Source organism: Arcicella aurantiaca (genome assembly GCF_003148625.1).
Classification (GTDB): Bacteria; Bacteroidota; Bacteroidia; order Cytophagales; family Spirosomataceae; genus Arcicella; species Arcicella aurantiaca.
The window spans coordinates 156,042-172,349 of record NZ_QGGO01000007.1 but is presented as its reverse complement, the minus strand read 5'-3'; the positions used below and the strand labels follow the sequence as shown (position 1 = coordinate 172,349).

Sequence of the window (16,308 nt, the reverse complement as noted above, 5' to 3'; positions counted from 1 at the left end):
ATTCATTCTATTTTGCCCTCCTTCAACCACGCTTATAAACTAACTTTGTGTTGATATTTTAAAACTAATCATTCATCAAGATAAAGACATGTTCCAATTAGATTCCAATAAAACTTATCCCAAGAAATTATATTCAAAAGCAGTTATTCGTTTTCAAGATTGTGACCCACTTCAACATTTGAATAATGCCAAATATTTCGACTATTTTTTCAATGCTCGTGAAGACCAAGTAGCAGAGGTTTATCAATTTGACTACAATGATTATTTTATTCATAATCAAACATCTTGGGTCGTTTATAACCATCAAATTGCGTATGTTTCTTCTGCAAAAGTGAGTGAATGGGTCAAGATAATTTCATCGGCCATTTATCATAACGAAAATACTTTAGTGACAGAATTTGTCATGACTGACCACGACTGTAAAACCGTTCGTGCGGTACTTTGGACGACCTCAAAATACATTGATGTACGCACAGGAAAGAAAACCAATCATCAACCAGAAGTGGAAAATTTCTTAAATGCTATATGCGTTGAGGGCATTGATTTTGAGCATATTACTTTAAATGACCGTATCAAAACCATTAAAAAGGAGTTAGCAGAAGGTACTTTTATTACTTCTTAAATTGATTTGGAGTTGGCAGGAAAAAGTTTATCCCGTAATGCCAAAAATGGAATTTCAATTGTTTTAGACAGTAACCATCCCAATAAATAAACAACTCCGAAATACACAAAAAACACCAAAAGTTTAACAGGATAGTGAGCATCTAAATATCCTCCATTGGGTAGAATAAACCACCAAATCAAAGGCCAATGAATGATATACATTGAGTATGAATACAAACCCATTTTTGCCATGCCATTGTATATTTTTTCAAGAAATGGAGATAGTTTTATTTCAGAATAAATACTCAACAATAATATTCCGCCAAAACCTAAATATAAAGACGTAAAACCCCAAGTGGTCATTTGTGGGTTTTCATCCCAAAAAATGGCACATGGCAACAGTAAAATTAGGCTTCCTATCCTAAGTTTTTGTCTATTGTTTATCACAAAATCTGTTAATTGGTCACGGTGAAAATGATAAAAATAGGACAATAATGTTCCGAAAAGTAACGAGTCTATTCTTAAATGTGTAGGAGAAACATTAGTAGTATGCGAAAATGGCTGAGTAAGGGTTACGTAAGTTCTGAGAGCCAAACATATTAGGGCAATTACAGCAAACAAATAAGGAATAACCTTGAAAGGCTTTTGACTTGATTTATTGAAAAATATCAAGGTTAAGAATAAAAGCGGAAGTAATAAATAAAAATGTTCTTCTACGTCAATCGACCAAGTATGAATCCAAAAAGCATTGCCACCTACATAGTTTTTGTAGAAAAGAGCTTCTACTTGAATGGCATGATAATCTATTTTAGCAATGGGGTCAATTTTCGTTTGAATAACATAAATAATAATTAACAGGTAAAATAAAGGGTAGATTTTTAAGCCACGACGAACAAAAAAGCGTAGAAAATCAATTTTCCCTGTTTTTTTAAATTCTCCAAACAACAAACCCGAAACCAAAAAACCACTCAATACAAAGAATAAATCTACCCCAACCCAGCCAATTTTGTACATAAATAAATTAATACCATAATGTCTAAAAAGGGTTAACGATACAGCAATGGCTCTTAAAAAATCTATGGCTTGGTTACGATTATTGGGGATTACACTCATATTTATTTTATTTTGCGAAACACATTATGGGCAATTCTTTGTAACAAATTTACGCTGAATTGTTGAAAATAAACCAGAATAGTATCCGATTAACAAAATAAGACACACTTATCAATTTTATGCAAGCACAAGAAATACTAAAACAATATTGGGGTTATGATACTTTTCGTCCGTTGCAAGCTGACATTATTCAGTCGGTCATTGATGGGTGTGATACGCTTGCTCTTATGCCTACGGGCGGTGGCAAATCCTTGTGTTTTCAAGTGCCTGCTCTCATGTCAGAAGGTATTTGCATTGTGGTATCTCCTTTAATTGCTTTGATGCAAGACCAAGTTTTACAACTCAAAAATCGTGGTATTTCAGCCGTGGGTATTTTTTCGGGAATGCACAAAAACCAAATTGATATTGCCCTCGACAATTGTATTTATGGCGATATAAAATTTCTGTATGTTTCTCCTGAAAGACTACAAACCAAGATTTTTATTGAACGAGCCAAGCAAATGAAAATCAATTTGTTGGCAATTGATGAAGCTCACTGTATTTCGCAATGGGGTTACGACTTCCGTCCGCCATATATGAAAATTGCGGAGTTTCGTAAACTCATTGCTCCTGTTCCCATGATTGCTTTAACGGCTACCGCAACCGAAGAAGTCAAATCTGACATCATCGGGCGTTTGGAAATGAATAATCCGCAAACCTTTCAACAGAGTTTTGCAAGAGCCAATTTATCGTATTCAGCCTTTAAAGAAGACGATAAAGAAAGACGTTTGATGAAAATTTTACAAAATGTACAAGGCTCAGCGGTGGTATATGTGCGTAATCGCAGACGTACACAAGAGGTTTCGGATTTATTGAATAAATATAATGTTCAATCTACTTTTTATCATGCAGGATTGAACGCTACCGAACGCACGAAAAGACAAGAATCTTGGATAAAAAATCAAGTGCGTGTGATTGTTGCCACCAATGCTTTCGGAATGGGAATTGATAAACCCGATGTCAGAACGGTTATACATTTGGATTTACCAGATACTTTAGAAGCCTATTATCAAGAAGCAGGACGTGCTGGACGGGACGGCGAAAAGGCTTATGGAGTCGCATTGTTTAATCAATCTGACATTGATGGATTAGAGAAAAATGTGCAACAAGCTTATCCACCCATTGAACTCATCCGACGAGTTTATCAGTGTTTGGGAAATCTTTTTCAGTTGGCAGTTGGAGCAGGAGAATTTGCCAGTTATGATTTTGATTTGATAGAATTTCAACGTCGTTTCGACCTCCCTCCTACCAATACTTATTTTGCTCTAAAAATTCTTGAAATTCAAGGTTTTTTACAATTATCAGAAGCCCTTAAAAGTAGTTCTAAAATTATGCTAATTGTTGATAATCGGCAATTGTATGATTTTCAATTGAGAAATCCGAAGTACGATTCTTTCATTAAATTATTGCTCAGAATGTACGGAGGAGAGCTTTTTGGAACATATTTGAGTATTTCAGAAGCTAATATTGCCAAAGCATTTTCAATTCCTGTCAATGAAGTAACTGCTTGGCTACAAATCTTGGAAAAGTTTGATATTTTGATTTACGACAAACAAAAAGATAAACCACAACTGACTTTTCTCACTCCCAGATTCGACCTTCGAGAATTGCCTTTGCAAGAAATGGAAATCAAAAATCGAAAAGAAAGAGACTTACAAAAAGCAAAAGCCGTTAAGCATTACATGGAGCATCATAATCGTTGCAGAACGCAATTATTATTAGAATATTTCAACGAAATCACAGACGAAGAATGTGGTATTTGCGATAATTGCTTAAAGAAAAAAAGGGAAAGTAAAGTCGAAAATCAAGACCAAGAGGTTGAAGAATTTATCCGTCAAAAAATAAAGCAATTATTACAAAACGGAGCTATGAGTTTGCAATTGATTACCCAAATAATGCAACCAAATAATCAATCTAAATTCCAAACGATTATTCGTGAAATGATTGCTAATGAAGAAATCAAATACGACGAAGAAGGGAATTTGATATAAATAGTATCCAAACAAAAAATGGTACACAGATAATACGAATGCAAGCATCAGTGTTATCTGTGTCCTAATTGGTTACGACAATAAAGTTTACTGATAAATGCCAGCCGCAACTTTCTCGGTAATAGCTTTTGGAGCAAGCCAAGCCAAGAATGCTCCTAACTTATTAATAAATCCCGGAATCACTTCTGTTTTACTCGCAAACATAGCATCTACTGAAATTTTAGCTACTTCTTGCGGAGTCATTACTACTTTTTCTGCGGCTTCTCTGGCTTTTGGTGGAATATCCGCACGGTCGTTAAAGTTTGTATCCGTTGCTCCCGGGCAAATACACGTTACAGAAACGGGGGAATCTTTCAATTCATATTTCAATGCTCTTGAAAAATTAAGCACAAAAATCTTCGTTGCCGCATAAACTGCCATTTGTGGTAACGCCTGATACGCTGTTGAGCTGGCAATATTTAGAATATATGACTGAGAATGATTCTTTAACATCGGTAAAAACACCTGACACATTTCTGTTAAAGTAATCATGTTTAGGTTCATCATATCACGATTTTGTTCAATCGTGAATCTATCAAAATTACCCGCAGCTCCATATCCTGCATTATTTACTAAAACAGAAACTTTATATCCATTTTGTTCAACCCACTTATAAACCGTTCTAGCGGCGTCTGGTGCTGACAAATCTGCTGCCAAGAATTGAACTTTCACAGCATATTTTTCTTGTATTTCCTTAGCTACATCTTCTAATTGGCTCGCCGAACGTGCAATTAGTATAAGATTAAATTTCTTCTTGGCTAATTCAATAGTTATTTCTTTCCCTATCCCCTTACTTGCTCCTGTGATTAATGCGTACATATCTTTTAAATTTATAATTTCTTGCTACAAATCTAATCACCAATTACCAATCACCAATCACCAATCACGAAAAAAGCCCCACCATAAGGCAGGGCTTTGTGTATTGAAAAATCTAAAAATTATTTTTTCGGAGTTTTCGGAGCTGGCGTTTTCACCGCTGGAGCAGGTGTTGCTGGAGTAGCCGAAGCTGGATTCAACATCACTTTTAATCCATCTGGGTCATCAGTTTTGATTGCTACTGCTTTATCAACATATTCTTGAGCTTTTACTAAATCTTTAGTAACGTTGATATGGTAACCTGCTAAATATTTGTAAGACTCATACAGTTGGTCTTTATTAGCTTTTGCCATGTCAACAACTGTCAAGAATTTCTCATAGTGAGGTACAGCCAACCATTTCGTTCCAGTATAATCAACGTAACTATTTGTTCTTGCACGATACAAGTGGAAAGGAGCGAATTTTTCGTTGATTCCAATTGCTTTTGCATACATAGAATCTGCTTTCAAACCTTGATTGTATCTTCCTAAAGTATCTTCACGTGGCGTATAAGCTGTTACAAAATATTGAGCCATTGCAGCGTTATACCAGTCTGTACTTGTCAAAGCTTGTTTCTTTTTGCCTTTCCAATCCATTGATTTTGTTGCATAATCAACAGCTTTAGCATACTTTTTCTGTCCATAAGCAATATTGTACATTGTAGCATTATGGTTATTGTTAGTATCTAATGGAGCTGCTTTCTCGTAATATGTAATCGCTAAAGAATCTTGTTTTAAGCACTGATAACCTTTTGCAAAGTACACGTTATCTAAGAAATAAGGCTTAACACCTGCTTTTACCATTTTCTCTAAGTTATCAATACCGTCTTGACATTTTCCTAATTCAATATTTGAATAACCTTTCATTCTAAATACGTCATTATCAGTTGCTCCACCTGCTTCTGCTTTTTGAGTAAATTCTAAAGCTGATTCATAATCTTTAGCTAAGAAAATCAATTTTGCAGTTTCTAATAATACAGGAGGTGTTGCTTCTGCTCTATCAACATACTTTCTGAATAATGCAGATGCTTGCTTATAACGGTTAAAGATGATATAATATTCACCCATACGTTTGTAATAAGGAGCAAAAGAAGAATCCGTTTCGTAAGCACTTTGGTAGTTATTTACTGTAAATTGGTAGTTTTTACCTCTCAAATAAACAACGCCTAATCTGATATAAGCTTTAGCAGTTTTATTTACTAAAATAGACTGTTCATAAGCTGTTGCAGCAGGTCCACCATCATTTTTCAATAAATAAGCATCTCCTTTAACAATATTCATGTCTGCAGTTAAAGGCTTTTTCGTTTTTTCAGTAATTAAATCAATTAAACGAACAGCTTCACCTGGGTCATTTGTATGCTCATACAAAGTGTACGCTTCTGCAATACGAAACATTACTTCCGCATTTTTCATTTTTGTATCTAACAAAATTTTATCAAATGCAGCTTTTGCACCCTGAGCGTTTTTGTCAGCCAACATCAATGTTGCCAAACCTACTGAGTTTAAAGGTTGTTTTGGTTCAGCGGCTAATCCTTTTTCAAAAGTTGCTTTTGCACCTGCCAAATCACCAGTACGAACTTGAGCATACCCTAAGTAATACATATTTTCAGCAGTTGGCGAAGCAGTCACTACTGCTGTCATAGTTGCCTTTGCTTTCGTTGGCTGGTCTCCATCCAACTGCGCTAATCCTTGCTGAACTGTTTGTCCGTTTACCATAGTAGTAAATAACAAACCTGCAGCCACCAATAGAGATTTCATTTTTACGTTCATCGTCGTCTTGAGTTTTTTAGTTGTAAGTAGTTGTTAAGTGCTTACGCACATTAATTTAAATCGTTTTTCTGTTTAGTTCTATTTTCTTAAATTCTGAATCAAAAGCTTAAATGACAAAACTTTTATGTTATTTCTTTTTTAAGACTATTTACAAAATTAAAATAAAAAAATTGTAATAAAAACCCAACATTTATTCTTTATCTATTCTTTTTTCAGATTTTACATAAATGGATTATTTTTATAATAATTTGCAAATTCCGAAAGATATTTATCTGACGCCATCAAAATTCTGAAGTAACAACTTATAACATTGCTTAACAAAACATTAACAACTATTGAGATTTGACTTGTCTAATCTGTAAAGGTTGCGTTAACGGAATCAATCCGTTTTTGTAAACAATTAACTGTCCTTGTTCAAGTGTCATATAATTAACAAAACCTGTTCCAAGACCCATGTGAGCTTCCTTCAGAATTAATCTAATTTTACGAGTCAATGGATACTTTTTCAAAGCTAAATTATATCCAAATGGTTGATAATAATCTTCAGTTTTAGCATTGGGTTTATTCGCTACCGAAAGTACATTTACACTTCTGATAAACTTCAATGATGTAGGGTCATCGCCATCACTTATCCAATTTACTCCAATAACTCCCATTGCATTGGCATGAGTTTTTACATATTCAATTACATCTTTATTAGATTTTGCCGCAAAAAAAGACACTTTTTGTTTTCTATCAATTTTGAATGTGTCTAATAAAAATGTCAGATTACTTGAACTTGTTCCATCAAAAACTAAAACAATATCTTGCCCAGAACCACCTTTACCTACTTCCGACCATCTCTTTTTTGTACCCTTCATTACTCCTTCCAACTCCTGAGTAGTAATTAATGTATCATGATTTGCTTTATTGGTAATTAGAGCAATACCATCACCCGCAAATTTAAAACTCTTATATCTAATATCGTCTTGCTTAAAAATCGCTTTTTCTTTCTCATCCAATTCTCTTGCCACCACTGCCATGCGAGCTTTGTCATTCAACATCATCGCAACGGCTTCTCCTTCTGGTTTGAAAACCAAATTTATCTTTGTATATGGAAATGTCTTTTCAAATGCTGACTTTTCAGCTTCAATTATTTGTCGAAAAGATTCGTCAACAGCGACTGTAATAGTTCCTTTTGCAGGTGTATCCAATTCTTTTCCTTCTTTGTCTTTACCTCCCCCACAAGAAACTAAAGCACTCATTCCAAGTCCTATTAGTGTCAAATTCAATAACTTTTTCATAATTTTAATTGTTGTACCGAATGATTGGTAATTAAGATTGTAATGCTGTCATCTAATGTTTTACTTACTCCCGTTGCTCCCATCATAATACGAATACTCCTCATCGTCTTCTTCATCCTCATCTCTATTTTTTTGATAAACCCTCCACGCTCTAAATAACCCATATACAATCAACACTGCTCCTAAAGCATACGCCCACTTATAAGAAGGCAACATCATTTGAGCAAAAGCGGATTCTGGATATAAAACCAACATTACTCCGATAATGGAATATGATAACGCCATTAAGGCATTGACTATTGCAAAAATTCTATTTGGCATATTTTCCGTAACACGAATCTCCCAATTCGTATTATAAACTGTTAAGAAAAATGAAACCTGCCAGTTTCCTGACAGGTTTTCATTTTTTAAGCTATGATTTTCGATTACTCGAACAAATACTATTCTGATAATTGGAAGTTAATCGGAATAGTAAATCTTGAACGTACTGCACGTCCAGATTGTTTACCTGGAGTCCATTTCGGTACAGATTTAATTACTCTTGTTGCTTCCTCATCACAACCAAACCCTACTGATTTCAATGTTTCAACGTTTTGAATAGAACCATCCGTATTTACTACGAATTGGATATAAACTTTACCTGAAACGTTTGCACGTTGTGCTGCCGCTGGGTATTTAAGGTTTTTCTGCAAGAATTTTGCAAAAGCTCCCATACCACCTGGGAATTCAGCTTGTTGTTCTACCGCCGTAAAGATTTCTTCTTCTTTTGGTTTTGGTGGTTCAACTGGTGCTTCTTCCTTCGCTGGTTTAGCATCTGGGTCAGTTGGTGGTGCTTCTACTTCAGTTTCACCTTTTACAGTTTCCGCAGCAGTGTTACCTACTACAACTTCTGGTGGTGGTTCTGGTTTTGTTACCTCTTCATCTTTTTTGATTTCAGGAGGTAAGAATTTTGTTGTCGTCACCTTCGGAATTTCTTTCGGTGGTGGTGGTGGCGGTGGTGGTGGTGGTGGTGGTGGTACTTTATTCTCTGGTGGTGGCTGGTCAATTTTCATTACCTCAGCTGTTACCTCTGTTTTATTCTTTTCGATTGTCTCTGCTAATTTATTGTAAGCAAAAGATAAAGCAAAAAGTGTTGTTACAGAAGCTATGCCTACCAGTAAAGACCTTGTAACCACTTTAGGATATTCTTTTCTCAAGACAAAAGCACCATAACTTTTGTTTTTGTCTCTGAAAATAATATCATCCAATGTTGCATTTGGACTTATTACGTTTGACATAATTCTTGATGTTAATACTGTTGAACAATTAACAAATTGCAATTGAGTGGACAAACCATTATCAATTGTTACATTGTAATTATACTAATTTCTTCGCTAATCTTTCTTGAATTAAAATTAAAACTATTTAATTAGTTTTCAAAACATTTTCAACTATTTTTTTAGTTTTAGTTTTAAAACATTGAATGATTATAGCATAGAGGTTTTCTTGAATTGGTTCATTTCAAACCTCAGACCCTTTTTGAATTAAAGTCCTGATTTTTTAATCAAGGCTTCTGAATCTGGGTCAATTTCTAAGATGGCGTAACGCTTGTTTCCTGTGATAACACATTCATCCAATAAATCAACCATATTTTTGTACTTAGCACCTTTTGTGGCTTTAATTACAATGGTAAAGTTATCACCAATTCTTTTCTTTAAATCAAACAAAATAGTACGGATACCTTTGTTTGAATAATCAGTTTTTTGTATTTGAGTTGTAGCGTCGGTAGGAAGACCTTGATAGTAATATACTTTCTCAGCGTCAGGAATAACTGTCAATGTTTCAGACATTTTCACTGGTGATTTTTCTTCCGTTTCCGTTTTGTCAGGCATATTCAACTCCATTACTACGGGCTTTGCTAACGTCGTGGTTAACATGAAAAAGGTAATTAGTAAGAAACCTAAGTCCACCATTGGTGTCATGTCAATTTTGGTTGACGCTTTCTTACTACGTTTTTTACCACCTTTTTTGCCCCCACCGTCTTGACTTATTTCTGCCATTTTTTCTGGGGTTTGTTAAGTAGTTAATAGTTGATGATTAATAATTAATAGTTGAAATTAACAAATACTAATTTTACTAACCTTCAAACTACTTAGTTGTATTTCTAATAGTTAAACCTTAATATATTCTACAGATGATAAAATGTATTGACTATTCTCTATCAACTATTAATTAAGTTCTATAAGACCCTGCCTTTCAAGAGAGAGGCAGGGTTAAAACTACTGAGTACAACTAAAATAAAATTATTGAGGCTTACCTTCTGGTGATGTAACCAACTGAAATTTGTTGATATTCTGTTCTTGCAAAGTACCAACAATTTGGTTAAATACTTTGTAGTTTGAATTTGCATCACCTTTGATAGCAACTTGTAGGGCTGGATTCGCAATTTTTGCGTAGCTAACCCAAAGGAAAAGTTCATTATTTGCAGAGTCACAAGGAATACCTTTCATCAAACCTTGTGCTTTTACATCTGAAGGTTTCATTCCTAATACTTGACGCATCGCACCTGCTGGATAACCCACTAATTCAGAAGCGTTATAGTTTTTTTGCATTTCTGGAGTGATTGCAATACCCATACGGTTTGCCATTCTTTCCAACATTGCATCTTTAGCTAATTTATCGTCAGTTCCTAAGAAAATACCGCCTTCTGGGCCTACTGATACTGTAAGAAAACCAGCATTTGCAGGCAACGCTTTCTCTGAAATTGATGATGGTGGTGTGATTGTTACCGCTTCTTCTGGTTTAAACTTTGCTGTTAACATGAAGAAAGTCAGTAGCAAGAACGCCACGTCACACATCGCTGTCATATCGAGGGAAACGCTTTGTCGTTTTGCTTTAACTTTTGGCATAATATTGTTTAGTTATGAGTTTTTAGTTATTTAGTTATGAGTTACGTTACTTTAAAAAATCAGAATAACGAATAACTGTTTAACAGAAACGAATAACTATTAATTATGGTGTGTTGCATAGTTTTGGTTGATGCTCAAGCCAATTTCGTCAACGCTATAAGTCAATTCGTCAATTTTAGACGTAAAGAAGTTATACGCAATGATACAAACCGCTGAAGTACCAATACCTAATGCCGTGTTGATTAGGGCTTCAGAGATACCGTTTGCTAATGCAGTTGAGTCTGTCGAACCTCCTGAGTTACCAAGTGCCGAGAACGCTTTAATCATACCTACTACCGTTCCTAAAAGACCGATTAGCGTAGAAACTGATGCTAACGTAGCGATGATAGTTAAGTTTTTCTCCAACATTGGTAATTCCAATGAAGTAGCTTCTTCAACTTCTTTGCTAAGAGCAGCTAATTTTTGTTCTTTGTCCAATGAACCGTCTGTTGTTAACTGCTTGTATTTTTTTACTGCAGCTAATGTAACGTTTCCTACTGAACCTTTTTGTTTGTCACATTCTTTCAATGCTCCTTCTGTATCATCTTTGTCTAATAAAGACTGGATTTTACGAACGAATGCGTTAACATCGCCACTACCTTTAGCTTTACTGATTGTGATAAGACGCTCAATTGAGAAAGTTAGAGCTGTTAAAAAACACGTTAAAAGTACAGGTACAATAACACCACCTTTGTAAGCAAGTGCTAAAAAGTCTCCTGAATGTGCGTGTCCTTCGTTAGTACCGCCTTCAAAACGTGAACCGTCTCCCATCACAAAATGGAAAAACAATTGTGCAATAACAAAAAGAATAATCATAACCACGCCTGCTGGAATGCCGCCTGATTTTTTTTGAGCTGGTGCTGCTGGTTTTGCAGCTGGAGTTTTTGCTTGTGTACTCATTAGTTTGGTAATTTTGGGTTTAAGTTAAAAAACAGTTTTAGGTGAATTTTAAAATAAAAAAATGAAAAATGACCTGTTCACAAAAGATTCTACTGAATTATCTTGCTTCCACAGTCTGACAAATCTAACATAAAAAAATTTTAATTTGAATATGCTTTGTATCAAGTTTTAGTAAAAAAATATTCAACTATTCCTTCGCATTGTACTATCTCAATAAATTCATCGGTTTTGAAACTTTTTTGATGTACTATTTCAAGAATATAATTTTTCATATAAAACATATAATTTTTCATATATGATGTTTTTTTAGAATATTTTGGCAAAAAATTGGACAATTTGCTCTAACCCATAAGTATTTTCTGGAATTTTTGAGTGGGGTAAAATACTTATCATTTTTTCTAAACTTGGGTTATTTCCTCGCAGAATAATTTTAATGTTTTCTGGATTATCGAGGAGATTGGTAAAAAAAGGCATCAGTTTTGAAAAATTCGAGTTGAAGTTGGTGTCGATGAATATTAAGGTACTGTCCGAATCGTTGAGAAGTTTATTTATATAGCTCAGGTTTAGTATATCTGAATGGTTATCGAAATCATGTATCATTAATTCTTTTTGATGTTCTTTTAAAGAAGCGATAATTGGATTTGAAAACTTGATTTCTTCTGGAGAATCAGTAATTTGAAGATAAAGAAAAAGGTTCATGGCTTTGACAATGAAATAAAATGATTGGGACTCATTAAGAATGGACTATAATGCTAATGGGCTTGATGTTAATTTTGTTATCTTTGATTCTTTAAAACTTAACATCAAGACTTTGGCACAAGTATATCAATATAATCGTGAGAATGCACGTCGTAAAACGAAAGCTTTACCTTTAAAGGAAGCTATTGAGGATATGTTGGAATTATATAAGCTTCGTTCTAAGTTTAATGAAACTTACATTGTGGCTTATTGGGAACAAATTATGGGATTACCTATTTCTTCTCGAACAACCGAACTTTATATTAAAGAGCGTAAGCTTTTTGTTCAATTGGATTCTGCTCCTTTGCGTAATGAGTTGTTATTAGCTAAAACTAAAATTGTTACATTGTTGAACAAACAAGTTGGTGAAGACATCATTGATGATGTTATTTTTATTTAATTCAACAAGATTTACTTCATTTGGTTGGTGGCTTTAATTTTCTTAAAGTCACTCTTTAGAGAAAAGTATTTAATTATGTAAACAACTGATATTAAGACGAATATTGCTAATAAGGAAATGTGCAAAATTTGTTTTTCTTCGGTTTGCTCAAGCATTTGGTGGTTTTCTTTTGAATAGCCTTTGTGTCTTTCTGTTAATTCTATCAACTCCCGATTTTTATCACTCAATTCATTATTTTGACGAATCAAGTCATTGTATTTATTGGTAAATTCTATTTTTGAGTCTTCTTGGATATGTTTGAGTTCGTCTAAAATCTCATTATCTTTTTTAATAATTTCATTTAGGGCATCGATAGTTGTTTGTAAATCGTCTTTTGAGCGATTGCCAAATAATCCTGTTGAAAGGCTTTCTGTTTCTTTATATTTTCGATAAAGGGTTTCTCTTTCAAGGGTTAGTTTATTAATTTCTTCTTGAGCTAAGACAATATTTGAAGAAATGAGAAAGAGCAGAATGATTAGTGTGTTTTTCATAGTTAGGGAATATTTAAAGTAAAATCCCGCAAAATTTGTGTTTCTTGCGGGATTCAACATGTACAATACGTGGAAATACTTTTATAATGTATGTCTCTGGAATTCAACTCCTTTTATTTCCGAAACGTCTAATAATTTAATTCCATAACGTTGAAATGCTGGTGCTTCAAGTTCCATTTCTGTTGGCATTGTTTGACAGAAACTATCAATCATTTTTCTCAACCTGATTGTATCATCTTCACGATAAGTAAACACAATTGGTTCTACTGGCACAGGTTCTTCAATCTTGATTTCCTCCTCCTCTACTGTCTCTGGCTCTTCTGTTTCATCTTCATTTTCTAAATCGACGTCAACTTCGTCCACAGGTTCATCATCATTGGGTTTTCCATTAGTATCAACAACGATTTCTTTTTTATCAAATCCTGCTGCAATTACCGTGATACTCATTTGTTCGCCAAGTGTTTCATCTATGATAAAACCTAACTTGAAACCTTTGGGTGCTTGTCCGCCAATTGCCTCCATAATGTGTGAGGTAATGGCTTGTTGTTCTTTTACACCCATCACTTTTTGCATACTGGTAGCTACGGTAACAAGGATACGCTCAGCACCTTTAATATCACGGTTATTTAAAAGCGGAGAATCAAGTGCTTTTTCAATAACTTCTTTTGCACGGTTTGGTCCTTGTGCGGTTGCTTTACTCATTACTGCCTGTCCAGCGTTACTCAAAACTTTTTTAACATCTCTAAAGTCGGCATTTACCTTACCTGATTTTGTAATTACCTCTGCCACTGATTTGGCAGCATTTGCCAATACATCATCTGCATGTTCAAAAGCTTCTAAGATATTAAGGTCTTCGAAGATTTCAAGTAATTTATCATTCAAGACAACTAAAACGGTGTCACAAGTTTGTTGCAACATTCTGATACCCGCATTGGCAGCATCAATTTTATCCGTCCCTTCCCATGAATATGGAGCAGTAACAATAGCAACTGTTAGGATTTCTAATTCTTTGGCGATACGAGCAATCTCTGGGGCAGCACCAGTACCTGTACCACCACCCATACCAGCGGTAATAAATACCATCTTGGTATCACCTTGCAAGAGTGCTTTTATTTGAGCTTCACTTTCAAGAGCAGCCAAACGCCCTTGTTCGGGTTCTGTTCCTGCTCCGAGTCCTTCAGTTAGGATTGCTCCTAATTGTAACTTGGTAGGAACTTTATTGTCGTTAAGAGCTTGTAAATCAGTATTACAGACAACAAAGTCCACATCTTTGATTTCCATCTCGTACATGTGTTCAACGGCATTACTACCGCCGCCACCAACGCCAATAACTTTAATAATATTATCTTTCTTTTCAGAGGGGATTTCGATATTGTGATCGTAAAAAGCCATAGTGTATATATTCAGGAAAGGATACTTTGAATAAGGATATTAAATTATAATTAATTCGGGGGGGAATAGATTATAATCATTAAAGGATTTTCTATAATTTTAACCAATAAAACGGTTATCTATATCAAGCAATAATATATTCTTTATAATAGCAAATAACTGATAACCAATACTTAATTTTTAAACAGCTATTCAAAATTAAAAGAAAAAATTGAAAACCCTTGTCAAGTTTCAGAAATTTTTGAAAGAAAAATCTACTTAAACCGCCAACCTATGAAAAGCCTAAAGTTTACCTTTACCTTTCTTGCACTTATCTTCTTATTTTACCAAACTCCTAATTTTATTGATTGGGTTCTTGGACATTCTCGTTTCAGACATATCCACATCAATCTTAATTTAGTTGAAGTTTTCTTTGATGCTCTTGGTATTCTGACAACCTTAATATTCTTGTTAGCTATTACTTACAACAAAATATGGGAAGCTAATACCTTCAAAAAAAAACTTTCTCTTATTGGTTTTGGAATTGTCTTTGTGTTTGCATTTCTCATCATTAAAGGAATGTATAATAACTTCCGTGCAGTAGATAAATTGTATGCTTACTACAAGAAAAACATTGGTATTGCTGGCAACGTTTTTATGGTAGATGATACGCTCGGACATTGTGGAGTACCCAATGGCTCTGGCAATACTATTTATTCATTAGGACATTCAGGAATAAGTGTTCCAATCAAACTCAATTCGGATGGATTTAGAATTACAGAGAAAAGTATCTCCTCGAAATCTGATAGTTTGATGATGTTTTTGGGTTGTTCATTTACTTGGGGGGATTATGTATTAGCTGAACAAAATTATCCAACAATTGCAAGTCAATCTCTAAATTACGAAGTCCTCAATTGCGGAGTAGATGCGTATGGTTTGGCACAAATGCTCATTTTGGCAGAACGAAATATTCCTAAATACCGCCCAAAAGTTTTATCTGTACAATATTCTCCTTGGTTAGCGGATAGAGCAAGATTTATGTTTTTCCCTTCTGCTCATGGTGTGATGCCATTTCCTTTTATCACAAAAAATGAACGTGGAGATTTATATGTTCATGAACCTTATTTTCGCTCTGCTTTATATAATCCTGCTTATCGAGTTTATAAAACCTCTCATACTTCATTTTTAGACAAACTTTCTTTTATCTATAATGTTGGGATTCCTGTTGCTATTGTTGACAAATGGAAACAGCAAATCGTTCAATGGAAAATGATGCTGGGCTTAGTACCTGTTTCTGAAAATGATAATCAAAAAATAGAAAAGTATGTTTACGAACGGCTTTATAAACTTTGTGAACAATATGGCGTAAAAATGGTGGTTTTTAATGTAGGCGGTTTTGGTTATTCTGACGAACAGAGAATGTCGAACCATTATGACCGAAAGCGATTCAAAGAAACAGTTGATAGCGGTTTAGTTAGAAATATCACTTTTATTGACGGTGATTCTGTATTAAGAGCTAATATTCTTCCTAAAGAGAATTATTCAAAATACGTTCATTGGGGTAAAATCAGTAAAACAGATTCTTCGATTTATGATAACCACCCCAACGTTATGGCTCACAAAATGATGGCTGAAACTCTGTCAAAACAACTTATCAGTAAACAGTAAACAGTAAACAGTAAACAGTAAACAGTAAACAGTAAACAGTAAACAGTAAACAGTAAACAGTAAACAGTAAACAGTAAACAGT

The 16,308-nt window shown here is 34.4% G+C and carries 16 protein-coding genes; 4 read left to right on the top strand and 12 right to left on the bottom strand.

The annotated features are described in order from the left end of the window. The first annotated feature begins 88 nt into the window (after nt 1-88). The gene (locus tag LV89_RS08735) at nt 89-622 is read left to right on the top strand and encodes an acyl-CoA thioesterase (protein ID WP_109742500.1); all 534 of its coding nucleotides are present in this window, start codon (nt 89-91) and stop codon (nt 620-622) included. On the opposite strand, the gene LV89_RS08730 is transcribed toward LV89_RS08735, so the two are convergent. Continuing rightward, nucleotides 619-1,716, bottom strand: coding sequence for an acyltransferase family protein (locus tag LV89_RS08730; RefSeq protein ID WP_109742499.1), 1,098 nt, complete (start codon nt 1,714-1,716; stop codon nt 619-621). The genes LV89_RS08735 and LV89_RS08730 overlap by 4 nt on opposite strands. A gap of 119 nt (nt 1,717-1,835) precedes the next feature. Here LV89_RS08730 and LV89_RS08725 point away from each other — a divergent pair, with 119 nt between their 5' ends. Further along, on the top strand, nt 1,836-3,746 hold the full coding sequence (locus tag LV89_RS08725; RefSeq protein WP_109742498.1) for a RecQ family ATP-dependent DNA helicase: 1,911 nt from the start codon (nt 1,836-1,838) through the stop codon (nt 3,744-3,746). An 87-nt stretch (nt 3,747-3,833) separates the two neighbouring features. On the opposite strand, the gene LV89_RS08720 is transcribed toward LV89_RS08725, so the two are convergent. The 9 genes from LV89_RS08720 to LV89_RS08680 all read right to left on the bottom strand — a co-directional run bounded on the left by LV89_RS08720 (nt 3,834) and on the right by LV89_RS08680 (nt 12,218). Beyond that, nucleotides 3,834-4,604: an SDR family NAD(P)-dependent oxidoreductase gene (locus tag LV89_RS08720; protein ID WP_109742497.1), complete on the bottom strand. Its 771-nt coding sequence runs from the start codon at nt 4,602-4,604 to the stop codon at nt 3,834-3,836. A gap of 119 nt (nt 4,605-4,723) precedes the next feature. After that, a complete protein-coding gene (locus tag LV89_RS08715; protein WP_146199108.1) occupies nt 4,724-6,397 on the bottom strand; it encodes a tetratricopeptide repeat protein in 1,674 nt (557 codons plus the stop codon). 344 nt (nt 6,398-6,741) lie between these two features. Then, the gene (locus LV89_RS08710; protein ID WP_109742495.1) at nt 6,742-7,692 is read right to left on the bottom strand and encodes a PstS family phosphate ABC transporter substrate-binding protein; all 951 of its coding nucleotides are present in this window, start codon (nt 7,690-7,692) and stop codon (nt 6,742-6,744) included. A 60-nt stretch (nt 7,693-7,752) separates the two neighbouring features. Further along, on the bottom strand, nt 7,753-8,013 hold the full coding sequence (locus tag LV89_RS08705; protein WP_109742494.1) for a hypothetical protein: 261 nt from the start codon (nt 8,011-8,013) through the stop codon (nt 7,753-7,755). Between the two features lie 119 nt (nt 8,014-8,132). Continuing rightward, a complete protein-coding gene (locus LV89_RS08700) occupies nt 8,133-8,969 on the bottom strand; it encodes an energy transducer TonB (RefSeq protein WP_109742493.1) in 837 nt (278 codons plus the stop codon). Between the two features lie 246 nt (nt 8,970-9,215). Then, entirely contained in the window at nt 9,216-9,731 is a 516-nt protein-coding gene (locus LV89_RS08695; protein ID WP_109742492.1) for an ExbD/TolR family protein, read from the bottom strand. Nucleotides 9,732-9,974: 243 nt separating this feature from the next. Then, nucleotides 9,975-10,580: an ExbD/TolR family protein gene (locus LV89_RS08690; RefSeq protein ID WP_109742491.1), complete on the bottom strand. Its 606-nt coding sequence runs from the start codon at nt 10,578-10,580 to the stop codon at nt 9,975-9,977. 99 nt (nt 10,581-10,679) lie between these two features. Next, nucleotides 10,680-11,519 (bottom strand): MotA/TolQ/ExbB proton channel family protein, encoded by an 840-nt coding sequence (locus LV89_RS08685; protein WP_109742490.1) that lies wholly within the window; start codon nt 11,517-11,519, stop codon nt 10,680-10,682. Nucleotides 11,520-11,825: 306 nt separating this feature from the next. Beyond that, nucleotides 11,826-12,218, bottom strand: a complete 393-nt coding sequence (locus tag LV89_RS08680) for a hypothetical protein (protein ID WP_109742489.1) — start codon at nt 12,216-12,218, stop codon at nt 11,826-11,828. Nucleotides 12,219-12,258: 40 nt separating this feature from the next. On the opposite strand from LV89_RS08680, the gene LV89_RS08675 reads away from it, so the two are divergent. Beyond that, entirely contained in the window at nt 12,259-12,657 is a 399-nt protein-coding gene (locus LV89_RS08675; RefSeq protein ID WP_310588773.1) for a DciA family protein, read from the top strand. Nucleotides 12,658-12,668: 11 nt separating this feature from the next. Here LV89_RS08675 and LV89_RS08670 read toward each other — a convergent pair whose 3' ends face one another. Both LV89_RS08670 and ftsZ read right to left on the bottom strand, forming a co-directional pair. After that, nucleotides 12,669-13,187, bottom strand: coding sequence for a coiled-coil domain-containing protein (locus LV89_RS08670; protein WP_109742488.1), 519 nt, complete (start codon nt 13,185-13,187; stop codon nt 12,669-12,671). A gap of 81 nt (nt 13,188-13,268) precedes the next feature. Beyond that, entirely contained in the window at nt 13,269-14,579 is a 1,311-nt protein-coding gene (ftsZ, locus tag LV89_RS08665) for a cell division protein FtsZ (protein WP_109742487.1), read from the bottom strand. Nucleotides 14,580-14,852: 273 nt separating this feature from the next. Between ftsZ and LV89_RS08660 the strand changes: the two genes are divergently transcribed. After that, a complete protein-coding gene (locus tag LV89_RS08660) occupies nt 14,853-16,226 on the top strand; it encodes an SGNH/GDSL hydrolase family protein (RefSeq protein ID WP_109742486.1) in 1,374 nt (457 codons plus the stop codon). The last annotated feature ends 82 nt before the right edge of the window (nt 16,227-16,308 follow it).

What these genes read in the sequence shown, in the direction of transcription:
- LV89_RS08715 (WP_146199108.1), bottom strand. Translation starts at nt 6,397, where the DNA reads ATGAAATCTCTATTGGTGGCTGCAGGTTTGTTATTTACTACTATGGTA.
- LV89_RS08670 (WP_109742488.1), bottom strand. Translation starts at nt 13,187, where the DNA reads ATGAAAAACACACTAATCATTCTGCTCTTTCTCATTTCTTCAAATATT.
- LV89_RS08735 (WP_109742500.1), top strand. Translation starts at nt 89, where the DNA reads ATGTTCCAATTAGATTCCAATAAAACTTATCCCAAGAAATTATATTCA.
- LV89_RS08710 (WP_109742495.1), bottom strand. Translation starts at nt 7,692, where the DNA reads ATGAAAAAGTTATTGAATTTGACACTAATAGGACTTGGAATGAGTGCT.
- LV89_RS08700 (WP_109742493.1), bottom strand. Translation starts at nt 8,969, where the DNA reads ATGTCAAACGTAATAAGTCCAAATGCAACATTGGATGATATTATTTTC.
- LV89_RS08675 (WP_310588773.1), top strand. Translation starts at nt 12,259, where the DNA reads ATGGACTATAATGCTAATGGGCTTGATGTTAATTTTGTTATCTTTGAT.
- LV89_RS08725 (WP_109742498.1), top strand. Translation starts at nt 1,836, where the DNA reads ATGCAAGCACAAGAAATACTAAAACAATATTGGGGTTATGATACTTTT.
- LV89_RS08660 (WP_109742486.1), top strand. Translation starts at nt 14,853, where the DNA reads ATGAAAAGCCTAAAGTTTACCTTTACCTTTCTTGCACTTATCTTCTTA.
- LV89_RS08730 (WP_109742499.1), bottom strand. Translation starts at nt 1,716, where the DNA reads ATGAGTGTAATCCCCAATAATCGTAACCAAGCCATAGATTTTTTAAGA.
- LV89_RS08680 (WP_109742489.1), bottom strand. Translation starts at nt 12,218, where the DNA reads ATGAACCTTTTTCTTTATCTTCAAATTACTGATTCTCCAGAAGAAATC.
- LV89_RS08685 (WP_109742490.1), bottom strand. Translation starts at nt 11,519, where the DNA reads ATGAGTACACAAGCAAAAACTCCAGCTGCAAAACCAGCAGCACCAGCT.
- LV89_RS08720 (WP_109742497.1), bottom strand. Translation starts at nt 4,604, where the DNA reads ATGTACGCATTAATCACAGGAGCAAGTAAGGGGATAGGGAAAGAAATA.
- LV89_RS08705 (WP_109742494.1), bottom strand. Translation starts at nt 8,013, where the DNA reads ATGCCAAATAGAATTTTTGCAATAGTCAATGCCTTAATGGCGTTATCA.
- LV89_RS08695 (WP_109742492.1), bottom strand. Translation starts at nt 9,731, where the DNA reads ATGGCAGAAATAAGTCAAGACGGTGGGGGCAAAAAAGGTGGTAAAAAA.
- ftsZ (WP_109742487.1), bottom strand. Translation starts at nt 14,579, where the DNA reads ATGGCTTTTTACGATCACAATATCGAAATCCCCTCTGAAAAGAAAGAT.
- LV89_RS08690 (WP_109742491.1), bottom strand. Translation starts at nt 10,580, where the DNA reads ATGCCAAAAGTTAAAGCAAAACGACAAAGCGTTTCCCTCGATATGACA.